The 17,720-nt window shown below is 72.4% G+C and carries 13 protein-coding genes, 1 tRNA gene and 2 pseudogenes; 12 read left to right on the forward strand and 4 right to left on the reverse strand.

What is annotated here, in order from left to right; all coding sequences use genetic code 11:
* Window positions 1-40: 40 nt before the first annotated feature.
* Window positions 41-1,843, reverse strand: coding sequence for a S8 family peptidase (locus tag ACTWOL_RS32460; protein WP_474300435.1), 1,803 nt, complete (start codon window positions 1,841-1,843; stop codon window positions 41-43).
* Window positions 1,844-2,571: 728 nt separating this feature from the next.
* On the opposite strand from ACTWOL_RS32460, the gene ACTWOL_RS32465 reads away from it, so the two are divergent.
* Window positions 2,572-2,979 carry a DoxX family protein gene (locus ACTWOL_RS32465; protein ID WP_474300436.1) on the forward strand — a complete coding sequence of 136 codons (408 nt, stop codon included), beginning with the start codon at window positions 2,572-2,574 and terminating at the stop codon, window positions 2,977-2,979.
* 37 nt (window positions 2,980-3,016) lie between these two features.
* Here the strand turns inward: ACTWOL_RS32465 and ACTWOL_RS32470 are convergent, their stop codons facing one another.
* Window positions 3,017-4,288, reverse strand: coding sequence for an RNA polymerase sigma factor (locus ACTWOL_RS32470; RefSeq protein WP_474300437.1), 1,272 nt, complete (start codon window positions 4,286-4,288; stop codon window positions 3,017-3,019).
* Window positions 4,285-4,728, reverse strand: a complete 444-nt coding sequence (locus ACTWOL_RS32475) for a YciI family protein (RefSeq protein WP_474300438.1) — start codon at window positions 4,726-4,728, stop codon at window positions 4,285-4,287. The genes ACTWOL_RS32470 and ACTWOL_RS32475 overlap by 4 nt, the downstream gene beginning before the upstream one ends.
* 331 nt (window positions 4,729-5,059) lie before the next feature.
* On the opposite strand from ACTWOL_RS32475, the gene ACTWOL_RS32480 reads away from it, so the two are divergent.
* The 4 genes and pseudogenes from ACTWOL_RS32480 to ACTWOL_RS32495 all read left to right on the forward strand — a co-directional run bounded on the left by ACTWOL_RS32480 (window position 5,060) and on the right by ACTWOL_RS32495 (window position 8,135).
* The gene (locus ACTWOL_RS32480; protein ID WP_474300439.1) at window positions 5,060-5,815 is read left to right on the forward strand and encodes a (Fe-S)-binding protein; all 756 of its coding nucleotides are present in this window, start codon (window positions 5,060-5,062) and stop codon (window positions 5,813-5,815) included.
* Window positions 5,816-6,069: 254 nt separating this feature from the next.
* Window positions 6,070-6,912, forward strand: a pseudogene (locus ACTWOL_RS32485) (LUD domain-containing protein); the annotation flags it as partial.
* 53 nt (window positions 6,913-6,965) lie between these two features.
* A pseudogene (locus tag ACTWOL_RS32490) lies at window positions 6,966-7,151 on the forward strand (lactate utilisation protein LutB domain-containing protein); the annotation flags it as partial.
* Window positions 7,152-7,391: 240 nt separating this feature from the next.
* Window positions 7,392-8,135, forward strand: a complete 744-nt coding sequence (locus ACTWOL_RS32495; protein ID WP_474301303.1) for a LutC/YkgG family protein — start codon at window positions 7,392-7,394, stop codon at window positions 8,133-8,135.
* Here the strand turns inward: ACTWOL_RS32495 and ACTWOL_RS32500 are convergent.
* Entirely contained in the window at window positions 8,071-8,559 is a 489-nt protein-coding gene (locus tag ACTWOL_RS32500) for a DUF309 domain-containing protein (RefSeq protein ID WP_474300440.1), read from the reverse strand. The two genes, ACTWOL_RS32495 and ACTWOL_RS32500, sit on opposite strands and share 65 nt — an antisense overlap.
* Before the next feature lie 146 nt (window positions 8,560-8,705).
* Between ACTWOL_RS32500 and ACTWOL_RS32505 the strand changes: the two genes are divergently transcribed.
* From ACTWOL_RS32505 to ACTWOL_RS32535, 7 genes are all read left to right on the forward strand, one after another.
* Window positions 8,706-11,321, forward strand: coding sequence for an ATP-binding protein (locus ACTWOL_RS32505; protein WP_474300441.1), 2,616 nt, complete (start codon window positions 8,706-8,708; stop codon window positions 11,319-11,321).
* A gap of 52 nt (window positions 11,322-11,373) precedes the next feature.
* A tRNA-Pro gene (locus ACTWOL_RS32510) sits at window positions 11,374-11,447 on the forward strand.
* A gap of 485 nt (window positions 11,448-11,932) precedes the next feature.
* On the forward strand, window positions 11,933-13,189 hold the full coding sequence (locus ACTWOL_RS32515) for a helix-turn-helix domain-containing protein (protein WP_474300442.1): 1,257 nt from the start codon (window positions 11,933-11,935) through the stop codon (window positions 13,187-13,189).
* A 192-nt stretch (window positions 13,190-13,381) separates the two neighbouring features.
* The gene (locus ACTWOL_RS32520) at window positions 13,382-13,909 is read left to right on the forward strand and encodes a cobalamin B12-binding domain-containing protein (RefSeq protein ID WP_474300443.1); all 528 of its coding nucleotides are present in this window, start codon (window positions 13,382-13,384) and stop codon (window positions 13,907-13,909) included.
* On the forward strand, window positions 13,906-15,426 hold the full coding sequence (locus tag ACTWOL_RS32525; protein ID WP_474300444.1) for a methylaspartate mutase: 1,521 nt from the start codon (window positions 13,906-13,908) through the stop codon (window positions 15,424-15,426). The genes ACTWOL_RS32520 and ACTWOL_RS32525 overlap by 4 nt, the downstream gene beginning before the upstream one ends.
* Window positions 15,423-16,424: an asparagine synthetase A gene (locus tag ACTWOL_RS32530; RefSeq protein WP_474300445.1), complete on the forward strand. Its 1,002-nt coding sequence runs from the start codon at window positions 15,423-15,425 to the stop codon at window positions 16,422-16,424. The genes ACTWOL_RS32525 and ACTWOL_RS32530 overlap by 4 nt, the downstream gene beginning before the upstream one ends.
* The gene (locus tag ACTWOL_RS32535) at window positions 16,421-17,695 is read left to right on the forward strand and encodes a glutamate synthase-related protein (RefSeq protein ID WP_474300446.1); all 1,275 of its coding nucleotides are present in this window, start codon (window positions 16,421-16,423) and stop codon (window positions 17,693-17,695) included. The genes ACTWOL_RS32530 and ACTWOL_RS32535 overlap by 4 nt, the downstream gene beginning before the upstream one ends.
* Window positions 17,696-17,720: the final 25 nt, after the last annotated feature.

Genomic DNA, 17,720 nt, shown 5'->3' on the forward strand with positions numbered 1-17,720 from the left:
ACGCGCCCTTGACCAGCGAAAATGGCTGCCGGAAGATATCTCAGAAGGTGAGACCCCAGCTGTCGATGTAGCCGGTGTCACCGGAGGCGACATCGCGGACCTGCAGCTTCCAGGTGCCGTTGGCGACCTCGCTCGACGCGTCGACCGTGTACGTCGCGAGGACGTTGTCGGCGCTGTCGGAACCCGATGAGGTCTTCAGGTTGCGCACGGTGCCGTCCGGGGCCACCAGGTCGATGACCAGGTCACCGCGCCAGGTGTGCTTGATGTCCACGCTGACCTTGAGGGCGGCGGGGGCGTTGCCGGTGCGGCCGGTGACGGCGATGGAGGACGTGGCGGTCGCGTTGTCGTTGATCGTCACGTCCGTCCCGTTGGTGAAGGTCGCACCACCGGGGGTGGTGGTGTCGGTGACGGCGGCGACGGTCTTGGTGGCGTCCGCGATACCGGTGCCGCAGCCGCCGGAGCAGGTGCCCGGCAGCGGACGGGCGTTGGACTTGATCGCGGACTCGATGTCGGCGGGGGTCAGCGAAGGCTTGGCGGCCTTCACCAGCGCCGCGAGTCCGGCGATGTGCGGTGCGGCCATCGACGTGCCCTGGTAGGGCTCGTAGTTCTCCGACGACTGGGTGGTGGCTCCCGAGTTCAGCGTGGACAGGATGCCGTTCTCCGGGGTGGTGATGGTGCCGGGCGTGTCGGTCGCTCGACGGGTCTCACCACCGGGCGCGGCGACATCGACGATGCTGCCGAAGTTGGAGTAGAACGACCGGTTGCCCTCACGGTTGGTCGACGCCACGTTGATGATGTTGGCGCAGTTCGCGGGAGTGAATCCGGAGGCGTTGGCGTTGCTGTTGCCCGCCGCGACCACGACCGTCGTGCCGCGGGAGACGGCACCGTTGATGGCGGTCTGGTAGACGCTCGGGCAGGTGGAGCTGGGGCCGCCGAGGCTCAGGTTGATGACCTTCGCCGGGGTCGGGTTCGCCGGGACGCCGGGAACGCTGCCGCCGGACGCCCAGGTGATCGCGTCGGCGATGTCGGAGGACGAGCCGCCGCACTTGCCGAGCACACGCACGGGCTGGATCTTCGCGTTGTACGCGATGCCGGCGACGCCCTTGCTGTTGTGGGCCGTCGCCGCGATGGTGCCCGCGACGTGGGTACCGTGCCAGGAGGAGTCGGTCGCCTTCGAACCCGCGCCGCACTCGTTGGCGGTGGCGTTCCAGTCGCCCTCGTCCTTGGGGTTGCTGTCGCGGCCGCTGCCGTCACGCGCCTCGGCCGAGTCGGAGATGAAGTCGTAACCGGAGACGACGTTGGCGGCCAGGTCCGAGTGGGTGGCGTAGCCGGTGTCGATGACCGCGACCGTGACACCGCTGCCGGTGGTCTTGTCCCAGGCGCCCGGCACGTTCATACCGCCGGTGGCCTCGACGAGGTCCCACTGCTTGGTGTACTCGGTGTCGTTGGGCGTGACGGCCATCGCGTACGCGCGGACGTCGGGCTCGACGGACGCCACCGAGGGGTCGGCACGGAAGGCGTTCATGACGTCGCCGAGGTCCTGCTTGGACGATGCGCCGCCCAGGTCGACGAGGGCGGCACCGCCGGCGAGTCGGCGCTCGAAGGCGAGCTTCTCGCCGGTCTCGGCGCCCTTGGCCGCGGCGTCGTTCTTGGCCGCGGTGTTAGAACTGGCCTCGGCGGCCTGGGACTTGTAGGTGACGATGAGCTTGTCGACCGGTGCGGTCGGCAGCTTGGCCATCGACTGGGAAGCCGGTGCGGGCTTCGGTGAGGGGCCCGCCGGGGCGGCGGCGAACGCCACGGCGGAAGTGGCGGCGACACCGGCGATCGTGGCCGTCGCGGCCATGACGGATATGAGTCTCCGTCCGGAAACGTTCAAGGTGTTCCCTTTCAAGACGCTACGGGGAGCGCGGACGGGCGGCGCGGAACCGCGGTTCGCTGTGGGGGTGCGATCCGTGGTTCCCGGGCCCCTTCGCCCGCGCGCCGCCGCCACGCGACGGCCCATGGTCAAGGGCCGCCACCGGACGAAACACCGTGTTTACATGCACCTGACAGTCACCGACCAGGGCTGGTTTTCGCCGGTGCGGCAGACAGTAGGGAAAGACGAGATGAACGCGATACGGGGAAAACCCTTGTCGCCCGCGAGGGGGCTCCTGGGGGGGGAGCCCGGGGCCCCTACCTCGGTGCCCGTTCGGGCATGGCGGTGCGGGCGGCTCCGGTCCGCGCGGTGAGTGCCGGGTCCGTGCACGTGGTGTTTGCAGCCGCCAACCACCCTGGTCCGTAGTCGAGTTGGCCGGGACTGGGCCCCCTACAGGTGTGGCGTACGGACACAGCCGGACGGTGAACGAGAGGGTCGGCAACCGCTCTCGGAGCGTTCGGCGACGACTCCCGGAGGCTGCCGGCACAACGACCGGAGGGCGGCAGTCACGACGTGCGGAGGCGGTGGGCAGGCCCGTTCGGGTCAGTGGGTGTTCTGTGCCTCCTCCCGGGCTCGGGCTGCCGTGATCCCAGGAAGTGGGAAAATTGCCAACGAGTCGATCGCTCCGATTTCCGGAGGTCACGATGGATGTCCTCGTGCTGATTGGACGCATTCTCTTCGTGCTGGTGTTTCTCACCTCGGGAGTGGGACATCTCGCCCAGAGCAAGGTGATGGCCCAGTACGCCGAAGCCAAGGGCGTCCCCGCCCCGGCTCTCGCGACCGTCGGCAGCGGAGTGCTGCTGCTCGCCGGAGGACTGAGCGTCCTGCTCGGGATCTGGGCGGATCTCGGTGCCCTGCTGCTGGCCGTCTTCTGCTTGCCGACCGCCCTCCTCATGCACGCTTTCTGGAAGGAGAGCGCGCCCGAGTCACGTCAGATGGAACAGATCATGTTCCTGAAGGACGTGGCACTGGGCGGCGCCTCGCTGATGCTGCTGGCCTTCTTCTCGTACGCAGGCCATGAGCTCGGGCTGACCCTCACCGGCCCGCTCTTCCACATCGGCTGACCCTTCCCCCGCGGCGCCGGCCCTCTGGGGCTCTGGGTCAGCGCCCATGATCCGGTGAACCGAGCCGGGCCGCCCGTATCGTCAGATAGTGCCGTTCGGGCAGGCTCGCCGTACGTCTCGCGGCGGCACGGTAGTTCTCGGCGGCCCCTTCGCGGTCACCGGCCATGTCGAGCAGATGCGCCCGCACCACGAACAGCCGGTGATGGCCCGTCAGCCGCGGGTCCGCCTCCAGGGATCCCAGCAGACGCAGACCCTCCTCGGGGCCCCGGACCATGGCGAGGGCGACGGCACGGTTGAGCGAGTAGAGCGGATTGGCGGACAGCTGCTCCAGGACCTCGTACAGCGCCAGGATCTGCGGCCAGTCAGTTTCCTCGACGTCCTTCGCCTCGTCGTGCACCGCAGCCACCGCCGCCTGTACCTGATACGGCCCGAGACGGCCGCGGGGGAGGGCTTCGGTGATCAGCGCGACGCCCTCGGCGATGGCGGCGGGGTCCCACAGCGTGCGGTCCTGCTCGGCCAGCGGGATCAGCTCGCCGCCCGGGCCGGTCCGTGCCGCGCTGCGGGCGTGTGTGAGCAGCATCAGTGCCAGCAGCCCGGCGACCTCGCTGTCGGCGGGAAGTATCCGGTGCAGCGCCCGGGTCAGCCGGATCGCCTCCAGGGACAGCTCGACCCGCTGCAGATCCTGGCCGGAGCCGGACGCGTACCCCTCGCTGAAGACGAGGTACAGGACGTGCAGCACGGAGTCGAGCCGCTGCTGCCGGTCGTCCTGGTCCGGCATCCGGAAGGGCACACCGGACGCCTTGATGCGCTGCTTCGCCCTGCTGATCCGCTGCGCCATCGTCGCGTCCGGCACCATGAACGCGCGGGCGATCTCGGTCGTGGTGAGCCCGCCGACCGAGCGCAGGGTCAGGGCGATCGCCGCCGACGGCGTCAGCGAGGGATGGCAGCACAGGAACAGCAGAGTGAGGGTGTCGTCCCTGCCCGAGCCCTCCTCGTCGTCCGCCGCGGGCGCCGTCCACCGGTCGGCCCCTTCACGGCGTGCGGCCAGGTCCTCGCGCCGCCGCCGGGCCTGCTCGCTGCGCACCTGCTCGGTCATCCGCCGGCTCGCCACCTGGATCAGCCAGCCACGCGGGTTACGCGGGAGACCTTCCTGCGCCCACTGGACGGCGGCGGCGAGCAATGCCTCCTGCACCGCGTCCTCGGCCGAGTCGAAGTCCCCGTAACGCCTGGTGAGCACGCCGACGACCTGCGGCGCCAGGGTGCGCAGCAGGTCCTCGGCGGTCCGGTCGCCTCCGCTCAGCGCGCTCACACGTCCTCGGGCGGTGCCGAAAGGACCTGGCGCACCTCGATCGGCATGTTCAGGGGGGCGCCGCCGGGACCCGGGGCGGCCGAGATGTGCGCGGCGAGTTCCACCGCCCGTTCCTGGGTGTCGCAGTCGACGATCCAGTAACCGCCCAGGAACTCCTTGGTCTCGGGGAAGGGCCCCTCGGTGACGACGGGCGCGCCGCCCTCCGCCCCGGCCCGGACGATCCTGGCCGTCTCCGGCATCGCCAGGCCCTGCCCGTCGACGAACTCTCCGGCCTCGATCAGCTTCGTGTTGGTGTCGTGCATGAAGGCGATGTGCGCCTGGATCTCCTCGGGGGTCCAGGTGTCGATCCGGGGGAAGTCGACGTTCGTCTCGCTGAACTGCATCAGCAGCATGTACTTCATGGTCCGCTCCTCGTCCTTGCGGGCGCCGTCGTGGCGCACTCACGGGTAGGTAGAAGCACGCCCCGCGTTTTCGACATCCGCGCCGGAAATCCCGGCAAGATTTTTTCCGGAGGGTCTCCCTTCGGGCCCCTCCGGCCACGTCGGTGCCGTCGGTCCCGGGGCCCACAGCGTGCCACGGGAGGCGCGGGCGGCGGCCCGTCCCCGCGCCGGACATGCCGGAGCCGGCACATGACCGGGGGCAACGCTCCCGCTCCAGGATCGGAAGGGGCCCGCCGCGGCCGTCGTCCGCCGCCCCGCGCGCGCCCGGGCGGGCGGCTCACCGGAGTGGCGCCGCCTGGTGGGGCGATCCGCCCCGGCATATTCTCCGCCCATGCGCGTCGCCCTGTTCGTCACCTGCGTCAACGACGCCGTATACCCCTCCACCGGAGTGGCCACGGTCCGTCTGCTGGAGCGTCTGGGCGTGCGCGTCGACTTCCCCGCCGGGCAGACCTGCTGCGGACAGCCGCAGTTCAACACCGGCTACCGGCGGCAGGCCGAACCGCTCGTGCGCCGCACCACACGCGCCTTCGAGGGATACGAGTACGTGGTCACCCCCTCCGGCTCGTGCGCCGCGATGGTCCGCCACCACTATCCGCGGCTCGGTGACGCCTCGGCCGCGTCGCTGGCCTCCCGCACGTACGAGCTCACCGAATTCCTCGTCGACGTCCTCGGCGTCACCGACGTCGGCGCATGCTTCCCGCACCGGGTCACCTACCACCCGTCCTGCCACGGTCTGCGGCTGCTCGGTCTCGGTGACCGGCCGCGGCGGCTCCTCGATGCGGTGAAGGGCCTCGAGCTCGTGGAGCTCCCCGGTGCGGAGGAGTGCTGCGGCTTCGGCGGCACGTTCGCCGTCAAGAACGCCGACGTGTCCACCGCGATGGGCCGGGACAAGGTACGCGACGCACTCTCGACCGGAGCGGACGTGCTGTGCGGCGGCGACAACTCGTGTCTGATGCATCTGTCGGGCATCCTCCGCCGCGTGGACGCGCCCATGCGCGCACTCCACATCGCCGAGATCCTTGCGGCGACGGAAGGGGTGGAAGAGACGGAAGAGAGGGACGAGATGGAAGGGGAGGCGCGGGCATGAGCGGAACGTTCCTCGGTATGCCGTCGTTCCCGTCGTTCCCGGACGCCGCCCGCGAAGCCGTGCGCGACGAGACCCTGCGCGCCAATCTGCGGCACGCCACCCACACGATCCGCGACAAGCGCGCCAAGGCCGTGGCCGAACTCGCCGACTGGGCACAGTTGCGTGAAGCCGGACGCCGGATCAAGGATGTGGCGCTTCACCAACTCGACGTGTACTTGCTGGCGTTGGAGGAGAACGTCACCGCGGCTGGCGGGATGGTGCACTGGGCGGCCGACGCCGACGAGGCCAACCGGATCGTCGCCGCTCTGGTGAAGGCCACCGGCGAACGCGAGGTCGTCAAGGTCAAGTCCATGGCCACCCAGGAGATCGGACTCAACGAGTACCTTGAGGCCGAGGGCATCGCGGCCTACGAGACCGACCTGGCCGAACTCATCGTGCAGCTCGGGAACGACCGGCCGTCCCACATCCTCGTCCCCGCGATCCACCGCAATCGCGGGGAGATCCGGGACGTCTTCCGCGCGCACATGGGGGACTGGGGCCGCGCGGCTCCCGAAGGGCTCGGCGACAGCCCCGCGGAACTGGCCGAGGCGGCCCGGCTCCACCTCCGCGAGAAGTTCCTGCGTGCCAAGGTCGCCGTCTCGGGCGCGAACTTCATGGTCGCCGAGACGGGCACGCTCGTCGTGCTCGAATCGGAGGGCAACGGGCGCATGTGCCTGACCCTCCCCGAGACACTGATCTCCGTCGTCGGGATCGAGAAGGTCGTGCCCACCTGGCGCGATCTGGAGGTCTTCCTGCAGACCCTGCCGCGCTCCTCCACGGCCGAGCGGATGAACCCGTACACGAGCATGTGGACCGGCGCGACGGACCCCCGGGCCGCCGACGGCCCCCGTGCCTTCCATCTGGTCCTCCTCGACAACGGCCGCACCCGGACACTCGCCGACGAGGTCGGCCGCCAGGCGCTGCGCTGCATCCGCTGCTCGGCCTGTCTGAATGTGTGCCCGGTGTACGAACGCGCGGGCGGCCACGCCTACGGCTCCGTGTATCCCGGCCCCATCGGAGCGATTCTGACGCCGCAACTACGCGGCACGGCCAGTGAGATCGACGCCTCGCTGCCGTACGCCTCATCGCTGTGCGGAGCGACATCCCCGAGGTGCTCGTTCATCTGCGCGAGCGCGTCGCCGCCCAGGGCGGCCGTGGCCATCGACTCGAGAAGGCCGCGGTCAGGGCTGCGGGATGGCTCCTCGACCACCCCTCGGCCTTCGCCGCGAGCGAGCGCCTCGCCGCCAGGACCCGGAGGCTGCACCCGGCGAACCCGCCCGGGGCCCGTGCCTGGACGGCCACCCGTGAGCTGCCCGCACTGCCCGCGGAACCCTTCCGCGACTGGTGGCGCAGGCACCGCGCGCCGGACGCGCCCGACGTGCCGGACGGGTCGGGCGTGCCGGGCGTGCCGGGCGTGCCGGACGCGCCCGACGGGGACGAGCCGGCGGGGCGTCGGGGCGCGGACCCGAAGGACCCGGCGGGTCCGGCGCCCGGCGGCGTACCGAAGCCTCATGAGCGGGGTCCCCGGGCCGAGCCGGTGACGGCGCGGGCACCCGGAACAGGCGCGGCCGGCGACCACCCCGGCGGCACGAGGGAGCGGATCATCGCGTCCATCCGGGCAGCCGTCCGCGAGGCGGCCGACGACCGCGAGGCCGAGATGCCCGTCGTCCGCCGCGACTACAGGGAGACCCACATCGGCGACGACCCGGCGCGGATGGTGGACCTCCTCCACGAGAACCTCGCCGACTACCGTGCTCTCGTCCACCGCACCGGACAGGACGCCCTGCCGGGGCTGCTGCGGCGGCTGCTGGCCGCGAGGGGAGCGCGCACCGTGCTCGTCCCGCCCGCTCTGCCGGCGCACTGGCTGGAGGGGGCGGACATCACCACGGTGGCGGACCGGGCCGGATCCACACCGCGGGAGCTCGACGCCGTCGACAGCGTCGTCACCGGCTGCGCGCTCGCCATCGCGGAGACCGGCACGATCGTCCTCGACGGCGGTCCCGATCAGGGCCGGCGCCGGATCACCCTCATCCCCGACCACCACATCTGCGTCGTCCGGACCCCCGCCCAGGTCGTCCCCTCGGTGCCACGGGCGCTCGCCCTGCTGGACCCCACCCGCCCGCTGACCTGGATCTCCGGGCCGTCGGCCACCAGCGACATCGAGCTCGACCGGGTCGAGGGCGTGCACGGTCCACGGACCCTGGAAGTCGTACTCGTCACGGACCGGGGCACAGCCGCGGTGCCCGCGCCGCCGCCGGAACCGCCGCCCCGTCCCTCCTGAGCTCCCGCGCCAGCTCGCCCGCCCACCGGGTCAGCCCGTCCACATCGATGCCGTACGGCCGCTCCGCCGCATACGGGGCGACCGACTCGGCACCGCGGTCCAGCAGTGCCGCGCCGCCCGTCGCATTGCCCCGCGCGGCATGCGTCAGCCCCACCGCGAGCTGGGCGAGCCCCCGCCACAGCGCCCGCTCCCGGTCCGGCCCGGACTTCCAGGCGTCCTCCAGCACTTCATGGGCGTGGAACGGCATTCCCGCGTCCAGCAGCCGCTGGGCCTCCGCCAGCGATTCCCCAGGTGTGCGCACCACACCCTCGGGCTGCCGGGCGACCCCCTCGGCCCCGTACGGCAGGGGGCGCCCGAGCCCGTCGCGGGGGCGCGCGCTGCGTGCTCTGCCCTCGGTGTCTCGGTCTCTCGGCGTCCTGTTCACGCCCCGATTGTCACCCGCGCGGCGGTGCCTGTCAGAACGGTGTCCGCCATCGGCGCGACAGGACTACTCTCAGCCACCTGACACCTCGTCGGAAGGGGAGGTCGCCCATGCAGCCCCGGGCGCAACACCAGGAACACACAGCGCTGTTGGAACGCGAGCCGGAGGTCGCGGCGGCCGCGCGCGCCGTGGACGCGCTGTGCTCGGAACGCGCCACCGGAGGCTTACTGATCTACAGCGGCGAGGCCGGTCTCGGCAAGACCTCGCTCCTCACCGAGGTGGGCGGGATCGCGGCGGCCAGGGGCTGCACGGTCCGCAGCGCACGCGGCAGCGAGAACGCCACCTCCGTGCCGTTCCACGTCGTCCGGCAACTGCTGCAGCCCGCGCTCGCCACGATGGAACCGGACGACGCACGTGCGCTGTTCGGCGACTGGTACGACATCACCGCCCCCGCTCTCGGTATCGCGTCCCCGTCCGGCCCGCCCGCCGACCCCCAGGGTGTGCGCGACGGACTCGACCGGGTCGTCACCGCGCTCTCCGACCGGCTGCGCGAGCGGCCCCTCGTCGTCCTCGTCGACGATGCCCACTGGTCCGACGGCGAGTCGCTCGGCTGGCTCGTCTCCTTCACCACCCGGCTCAGCGCGCTGCCGCTCCTCATCGTCCTCGCCCACCGGCCCGAGGAGGCATCCGACGCGTCGTCCGCCCTCCTCGACACCGCCGGCGCCGCCGCGCGCCTGCGTATCCTGCTGCACGCGCTGACTCCCGAGGCCGTCGCCACACTCGTCAGAGCCACCGTCGGCGAGCGCGCCGACGACGCGTTCTGCCAGGAGATCTGGGCCGTCACGCACGGCAATCCCTACGAGGCGGTCGAACTCATCGCCAAGGTGCAGGACCACGCCCTCGAGCCCACCGGGCCCTGCTCCCGCGAGCTGCGTGCGCTCGGCGCCACCGCGCGCGGCACCGGACTCGTCTCCCGGCTGGAGGGCCTCGGCACCGACGCCACCCGATTCGCCTGGGCCGCCGCCGTCCTCGGTACGGACATCTCGCGTGAACTCGCCGCCTCCCTCGCGGGAATGCCGCCGGCCCAGGCCGCCGCATGCGCGCAGCGGCTGCGGGACGCCCGCATCGTCACGGGGACCGAACCGCTCGAGTTCGTGCATCCGCTCATCGCCACCGCCGTCTACCGCTCCATCCCGCCGGCCATGCGCACCGCCATGCACGGCCGCGCGGCATGGGCCGTCACCCAGGCCGGACTCGGCGCGGCCGCCGCGTCCCGCCATCTCCTCGAGGTCCATCCCGACGACGACCAGGAGGTCGTGCAGCAGCTGCGCGAGGCGGCAGGTGACCATCTGGCCGTCGGTGCGCCGGAGGCCGCACGCCGCTGCCTCGAACGGGCCCTGCAGGAGCCGCCGCGCGGCGGCACACGCGCCCAGGTCCTCTACGAACTGGGCTGCGCCACCCTGCTGACCTCCCCGCCCACCACCGTCCGGCACCTTCGCCGGGCCCTCGAGCTGCCCGGACTCGACCGAGGACTGCGGGTCGACGCCACCTACCGGCTGGCCCAGGCGCTCGCCCACAACGACCAGCTGAGCGAGGCGGCGGCGACACTCGGTGCCGAGGCGGCCGACACCCCGCCCGGCCCTGCCCGGATGCGGCTGCAGGCGGCCCAGTTCCTGTGGGAGGGCACCCAGGCCAGGGAACCCGACGGGCCCGCGCGCTCACGCCGGCTCGCGGAGCTGGCCGACCGGCTCCCGGGCCGTGACAACGCCGAGCGCGCCCTGCTCACCATCCGGGCCTTCGACGCGATGGTGCGCGGCGAGGACGCCGAACTCGTCGTCGAACTCTGCGACCGGGCCCTCGTGGACGGACGCCCCGCCCCGGGACTCGGCTGGACCGACACCGAGTGGGGCTTCGAGCCGCCCGCACTCGCCGGAATCAGCTACGCCTTCACCGACCGGCTCGACCGGGCCGAGGCCCTGTTCACCGAGGCTGTCAGGGCGTACGAGATCTCCGGCTGGAGCGGAGCCCATCTGGCCTTCGCACACACCCTCCTCGGCCTGGTCCACCGCCGCAGGGGCAACCTTCCCGAAGCCGAGGCGTTCCTGCGCGAGGGGCTGAGACTGGCGGACCGCATGGGCCGGGGGCTGCCCGTGCACTGGATCTCGGCGTGTCTGCTCATAGACACGCTTCTGGCCCGCGACGACACCGGAAGCGCCACGGCGGTGGCCGAGCGTTACGGCTTCGGGCCGCCGTACCCCAACGCCATCGTGATTCCCGACGGCCCGAGCGTACGGGGGCGACTGCTTCTGGCCACCGGGCGCACAAAGGAGGCGATCGCCGAACTGGAGTCGGGAGGGCGCGACTTGGAGGCCCGGGGCCGTCACAACGGTATCTGGGCGCCCTGGGCCTGCGACCTGGCCCGGGCCATCGCGCCCGAATCCCCGGCGCGAGCCGCCCAGCTGACCACCCGGGCCCGTGCCCACGCCGAGCGCTTCGGCACGGGAACGGCCATCGGCGAAGCCCTCCGCTGCGCCGCCGCACTGGCTCCCGAAGCGGAGGCGATCCCGCTGCTCGCCCGCGCGGTCCGCCATCTGCAGGCGTCCCCGTCCGCGTACGAACACGCGCTGGCCCGCTACGAGTACGGCCTCGTCCTTCGCTCCCCGCAGGAGCTCACCCGCGCCGCCGACCTGGCCGCCACCTGCGGCGCAGCCCCGCTGGCGGCACGCGCCAGGGAAGCCCGCGCGTCCATCCTGGCCGCAAAGTGAGGTAATGTTCTCCTGCGCACGAGGCCGGGGCCCGACCCCGACGACGGCGCATCGGGACGTGGCGCAGCTTGGTAGCGCACTTGACTGGGGGTCAAGGGGTCGCAGGTTCAAATCCTGTCGTCCCGACTTGTGAAAGTCGCAGGTCAGGGGGCGTTTCAGAGAAATCTGAAACGCCCCCTGACTCGTTTTCGGGGACCGTTTGGAGACTAGACCGGGACGGTCGGCGACCACGAGGGGCACGTCAGGGGTCGGCGGGCACCGAGCACGGTCAGGTGGGGCGCCGGCGGCGATCCGGCGGACGTCCGGGTCCCGTACCGCCAGGTGAGCCCGGTGTCGCGGAGACCTTGCCGTGCTACCTCCCTTACCCCAGCACCCCCGCTGCTCCTGCACCCCACCGCACCGCCCCCGCCGGAGAGTTGGTGGGCAGCGTGGAGAGCGCGTGAACGTACGGTGATCGGTCGTTGATCGACCGTAGAGCCGTGCCGTGGACCATCGGCGCCAAGGGGAACACGGCTCAACGGTCACCACCGGTCGCCGCCGCCTCGGCGTGCCGTACGCCGCCCGGGCACCCGGTCCCCAGTGCTGGCCAACCCACGGAAGGCGGACGAGGCATGGACGGTGTTCAGTCGCTGCAGTCGACGACGGGCTTCGGAGAGCTGCTCAGGATCCGGCGTGAACGGGTCGGCCTGACCCAGCAGGTGCTCGCCGATCATGCGACCCTGAGCGTCCGGGCGATCCGGGACATGGAGAGCGGGCGGGTGCAGCGCCCCCGGCAGGAGACGGTCCGGCTGCTGGCGGACGCGCTGCGTCTGGAGGGCCGCAACCGGTCGTGTTTCGAGGCGGCAGCGCGCCGGCAGGCGCTCGTCGAGGAGCCGCGCGACGAGCCGACCGCGCCGCCGGTCGCCCGGGGCGCGATCGTCGGCCGGGAGCTGGAGGTCGAGGTGCTGACCGACGCTTTCGCCGTGCACGGCGACCGGCTGGTCACGGTGGCCGGACTGGGCGGGGTCGGCAAAACCCGGCTGGTCCTGGAGGTCGCGCGCAGGCTCCACCTCGCGTCCCGGTGGTCGGTGCGCTGGATCGACTGCGGCCGACAGCCCGCCGCCGGGCTCGAACGCCGCGCGGACCTCGTCCGGGCGGTCGGGGAGCGGCCCACCCTCCTGGTCCTGGACGGCGCCGACGCCGGCGTGGACACGGTCCTGCTGGACGAACTGTTCCACGGGTGCCCCGGCCTTCGGGTGCTGATCACCGCCCGGGTCCCGCAGCCGCTGCCCGGCGGCCAGGTGATCCCGCTCGCCCCGCTGCCCACCCCCGGGCCTGAACTCGACCACGACCCGATGGCACTGGCCGAGGTGGGCGCCGTACGGCTGCTGCTCTCGCACCTGCGCCGGCTCCGCCCCGGTTACCGGATGGCACCCGACGAGGCGCCGGCCGTTGCCGCGCTCTGTCGCCAACTCGACGGCCTGCCCGGAGCGTTGGAGCTCGTAGCCGGCTGGTCGACGGTGCTGTCCCCGCGCCAGTTGCTGGCACAGCTGGCGGACGGTCCGTTCCACCTGGCGCCACCGCCGGCCGGGTACGGCGGCAGGGCGGACGTGGGTGCGGCGCTGGGGGCCGCGCTGGACCGGCTGACGCTCGGTCAGCGGGACCTGCTGGAGCGGCTCGCGGCCGCACCGGGGGACTGGTCGGGCGAGGAGGCCGTCGAACTGAGCGGCCGACCGCCGCAGGAGTGCCTGGCGGCGGTGCACGAGCTGCTGGCGAGCGGGCTGATCCGCAGCGTCCCGGCCCGCAACGGCGTCCGGTTCACCGTGCTGAACCTCTGCCGGCGCCTGTGCGGGACCGGCGCGTACCCCGCGCTGGCGGCGGCGAGCTGAGCTCCTCGTCCGACGGCCCGGCCTGGGCCGATACTGCCCGCATCCTGCCGGGCGAGCTGCCGGTTCGGTGCCCGGATCCTCCCTAGCGTTCTGTCCACGGCCGGGCGAGCCGGACACCCTGTCGCCCCGGACACCCGGAGCCCACCACTCCCCGGGACTCCGCACCACCTACCGACACAGAGGGTTTGCGCCGTGGAGCAGCATGCCGTGGAGCAGCACGGAAAGGCCGAGCCGACCGGTCTGGACATCGTCGTGACGACCATGGCCTCGGACTCGCACACCTGGAACCTGGTCTTTCTTCAGCTGCTGCTGGAGGAGCTCGGTCACCGGGTCACCAACCTCGGCGCGTGTGTGCCGGACGAGCTGCTGGTCGCCGAGAGCCGCCGGCTCGGGCCGGACCTGATCGTGCTGAGCAGTGTCAACGGGCACGGTTTCCATGACGGACTGCGGGTGATCGCGGCGCTGCGCGCCTGCCCCGAGCTGGCCCGCACGCCGACCGTGATCGGCGGGAAGCTCGGGATCGCGGGCTCCGGTACCCCGAGCCGGCAGCGGGCGCTGCTGGCGGCGGGCTTCGACGGGGTCTTCGAAGAGGGCGGCTCGGTGCTGGAGTTCCAGTCCTTCGTCGGCTCGCTGCCCGCCGGGTCGGGGCCGCTGCCTTCCGGTTCCGGCTCGATGCCCGGGTCCGGTGCGCTGCCTGCCGGGTCGGGGGTCCTGCTGTGACCGGCTCCGGGGGCGGCGCGAGCGACGCGCTCACCGCCCACCGGGATACTCCTGCCGCCCCGGCGTCCGGCTTCGGCGCCTTCGTCGCCCGGGCCCGGGCGACCGGAGCCCTGGTGGTCCAGCCCCGGATGGGCATGGCCGATCCGCTGCGGATGCGCGACGGCCTGCTCGCCACCCGGGACGCGAACGCCATCACCGTCGGCACCATCACGCTCGACAGCTACACCCGCACCGGCGACCTCGCGGCCTCCCGGCGCGCGCTCGCCGAGCGGGCCGGCCTGAACGGCTACCCGATCGCCACCCACTCCGCGGACACCACCCGAGCGGTACTGCGGGGAGTCGCGGACCCACGCTTCCCGGTGCAGGTCCGGCACGGTTCGGCGATGCCGGAGCACATCGTCCGCGCGCTGCTGGCGGTGGGCCTGGACGCCACCGAAGGAGGTCCGGTCTCGTACTGCCTGCCGTACAGCCGGACGCCGCTGCGGGACGCGGTCGCCTGCTGGCAGCGCAGCTGCGAACTGCTGGTATCCGCCCGCGAGTTCGGAGCAGAGCCGCATCTGGAGACGTTCGGCGGCTGTCTGATGGGTCAGCTGTGTCCGCCGAGCCTGCTGATCGCGGTCAGCGTGCTGGAAGCGCTGTTCTTCCGGCAGCACGGACTGCGCTCCCTCTCACTCAGCTACGCCCAGCAGGCCGATCCGCGCCAGGACGAGGAGGCGCTCACCGTGCTCGGACGGCTGGCCGGCGAACTGCTGCCGGACGTCGACCACCACATCGTCCTCTACGCCTACATGGGCGTCTTCCCGCGCTCGCCCGGCGGCGCCCGGCTGCTGCTGGAGGACGCGGCCCGGCTCGCGGTGCGGTCCGGCGCGGCCCGGCTGATCGTCAAAACCACCGCCGAGGCGCACCGGATACCCACCGTGGACGAGAACGTCCGGGCACTGGAGACGGCCGCCGCTGCCGCCGCCGACGAGCGCGCCCTTACCCCCCTGGCCGCTGCGCGCGGCACACACACCGAGGCCACCGGCACCAAAATCACCGGCACCGAAGTCACCGGCACCGAATCCACCGGCACCAAGGACACAGAGTCCGAGAACGCAGGGATCGAGGACACCGGCATCGAGGCGGAGGCGCGGGCGCTGATCGGTGCCGTGCTGGAGCTGGATGCGGACATCGGCAGGGCACTGATCCGGGCCTTCGCCGCCGGCTACCTGGACGTCCCCTACTGCCTGCACCCCGACAACGCCGGCCGGACCCGCACCTCGCTCGCACCCGACGGCCGGCTGCACTGGTCGAGCGTCGGGTCGATGCCGATCGCCGGCCTGGCGGACGGTGGCCCGCGTCCGCCGATCCTCGGCTCGGCCGGGCTGCTCTCGGCGCTCTCCCACGTCCAGCGGACCTACGACGCCCGCGCCGCCGCACGGTCGGCCGTCGGCGCCGCTCCCGAGACGCCCCGTACGCCCGTACCGCCCCGCACCACGTCCACGCCACGACGAGAGTTGGGACTCACCACACCATGACCACCGACGGGCTCACGGCCCCCGCACCGCTCCCGGACCCCGGTCGCCACCTGACCGCCCCGACCACCCGCAGCGCGCTCCGGATCCAGCACCAGCTCCTCTCCGCCGCCCGTGAGTTCCTGCGCGAGCAGGGCTTCACCGAGCTGCTCCCGCCGATCATCGGGCCGGTCACCGACCCCGGCTCGCGCGGCTCCAAGCAGGTCGACGTCGACTTCTACGGTCACCGCTACAAGCTGATGACGAGCGCCATCCTCTACAAGCAGGCCTCGCTGCTGGCCTTCGACAAGATCTTCTGCATCGCTCCCAACGTCCGTCTGGAGCCGCTGGAGACCGCGGGCACCAGCCGTCATCTGGCCGAGTTCCACCAGCTCGACGTGGAGATGGCGGGTGCGAGCAGGGACGACGCCGTTCGGCTGGTCGAGGAGCTGGTGGTGCACATGGTCGACAGCGCCGTCCGCGAGCTGCCCAAGGAGTTCGCCGAACTCGGCCGGGACGCCGACGCGTTCACCGAACTGCTGAAGGGCTCCTTCGGCCGGATGCGGCATGCGGAGGCGGTCGCCGAACTCCAGGGGCTCGGCCATCCGCAGAGCCCGGACGCCGAACTCGACTGGGCCGGTGAGGCGTTGCTCTCCACCCGGCGGGACCGGCCGTTCTTCGTCACCGACTACCCGAAGGGCTCGCGCGGCTTCTACGACCGGGAGAATACCGAAGAGCCCGGCCTGCTGCGGAACTTCGACCTGATCGCGGCCGAGGGCTACGGTGAGCTGTGCAGCGGAAGCCAGCGCACCAACGACTACGCGGAGATCGTCACCCGGATGCGGGAGACCGGCGAGAATCCACAGAAGTACCGCTGGTACCTGGACCTGGTCCGCGAAGGCGTGCCAGGCAGCGCCGGCTTCGGCATCGGCGTCGAGCGGCTGACCCGCTACGTCGCCGGGCTGGACGCGGTCTGGCAGGCCAGCGCCTTCCCGAAGCTGGCCGGGGTGGTGTCGCCGTGAGCGACCTCTCGGCGCCCGGCTTCCCGGAGGAGGAGGTCCGGCGGCGCGCCAGGGCCGGGACGGCGGCGGCCTTCCCGCCGCCCGGTGAGTACGGCAGGGTCCTGTTCGGCGCCGAGCACCGGGGCGACCGGTGCCCGGACGGCGAACGGGACGCGCTCGACGGGCTGCGGATCGCCCCGCCGCTCTTCATGCCGCAGCGGCTCGCCCGGCTGATCGACCTCGGCCGCGAGCCGGACTACCGGGACGTCGAACTGGCCACCGCCATCGGAGGGTTCACCTCCTCCCTGCCGGTGTACGTGTCCGCGCTCGGCTCCACCCGGGCGGCCGGCGGCGACCTCGGTCTCGCGCTCAGCCGGCAGGCGGGCGCGCTCGGCCTCCCCATGGTGATCGGCGAGAACGTCGTCCCGGTGAACGGCTACGGCCGGCTCGGCGAGACCGCCGACCTGGCCCTCCTCGGCCGCCTCCGCGCCTACGCCGATGAGCTGCCCGACGGACAGGGCGGGGTCGCCGTCCAGCAGTCCACCGAGGACGCCGACGCCGAGGTGTGGAACCTCGTCTACAGCGACCCGGCGGCGCTGCCGCTGCTCGAATCCGGACGGCTGGCCTTCGAGCTGAAGCTCGGACAGGGAGCCAAGCCGGGCCTCGGCGGGATGACCGTACTGTACGCCGGGGCGGCCGCCCGGCTCGGCGACCGGTACGGAATGGACGACGTCTTCGGCGACGGCCGGGTGCTGCGCTCCAGCACCCCCGGCACCTTCACGGCGGAGATCCTGCGCCAGCAGATCCGGCTGATGCGCAACAACTTCCCCCGGGCCCGGATCTGGGTGAAGCTGCACCCCGGCCGGGATGTCGCCGAGGCCGCCCGGGTGGCTGCCGACGCGGGAGCGGACGCCGTCACGGTGGACGGCGCCGAGGGCGGCACCGGCTGGGCGCCGGAGGTCTTCCCGGCCCAGGTCGGACTGCCGCTGGCAGAGTGCCTGCGCCGGCTCGCGGCCGCCGGACCACCACCCTGTCTGCTGGTCTCCGGACGGATCTGGGAGGGCGGCCGGGCGGTGAAGAGCCTGGCACTCGGCGCCCGCGCGGTGGGCCTCGGCCGGGCGGCCCTGCTCGCCACGGCGGAGGACCCGCAGGCCGGGCTGATCCGGTACGCGGAGTGCCTCGCGCTCGAACTCCGGTTGCTGATCAGCGCGCTCGGAAAATACGCGCCGGCCGCACTGGACCGGGACGACGTATGGTCCCCTGATTTCCCCGGAATTCCCGTCACCGGATAACCGGGATACTTTTTCCCGCAGCACG

The sequence above is a fragment of the Micromonospora sp. IBHARD003 genome, assembly GCF_056106285.1.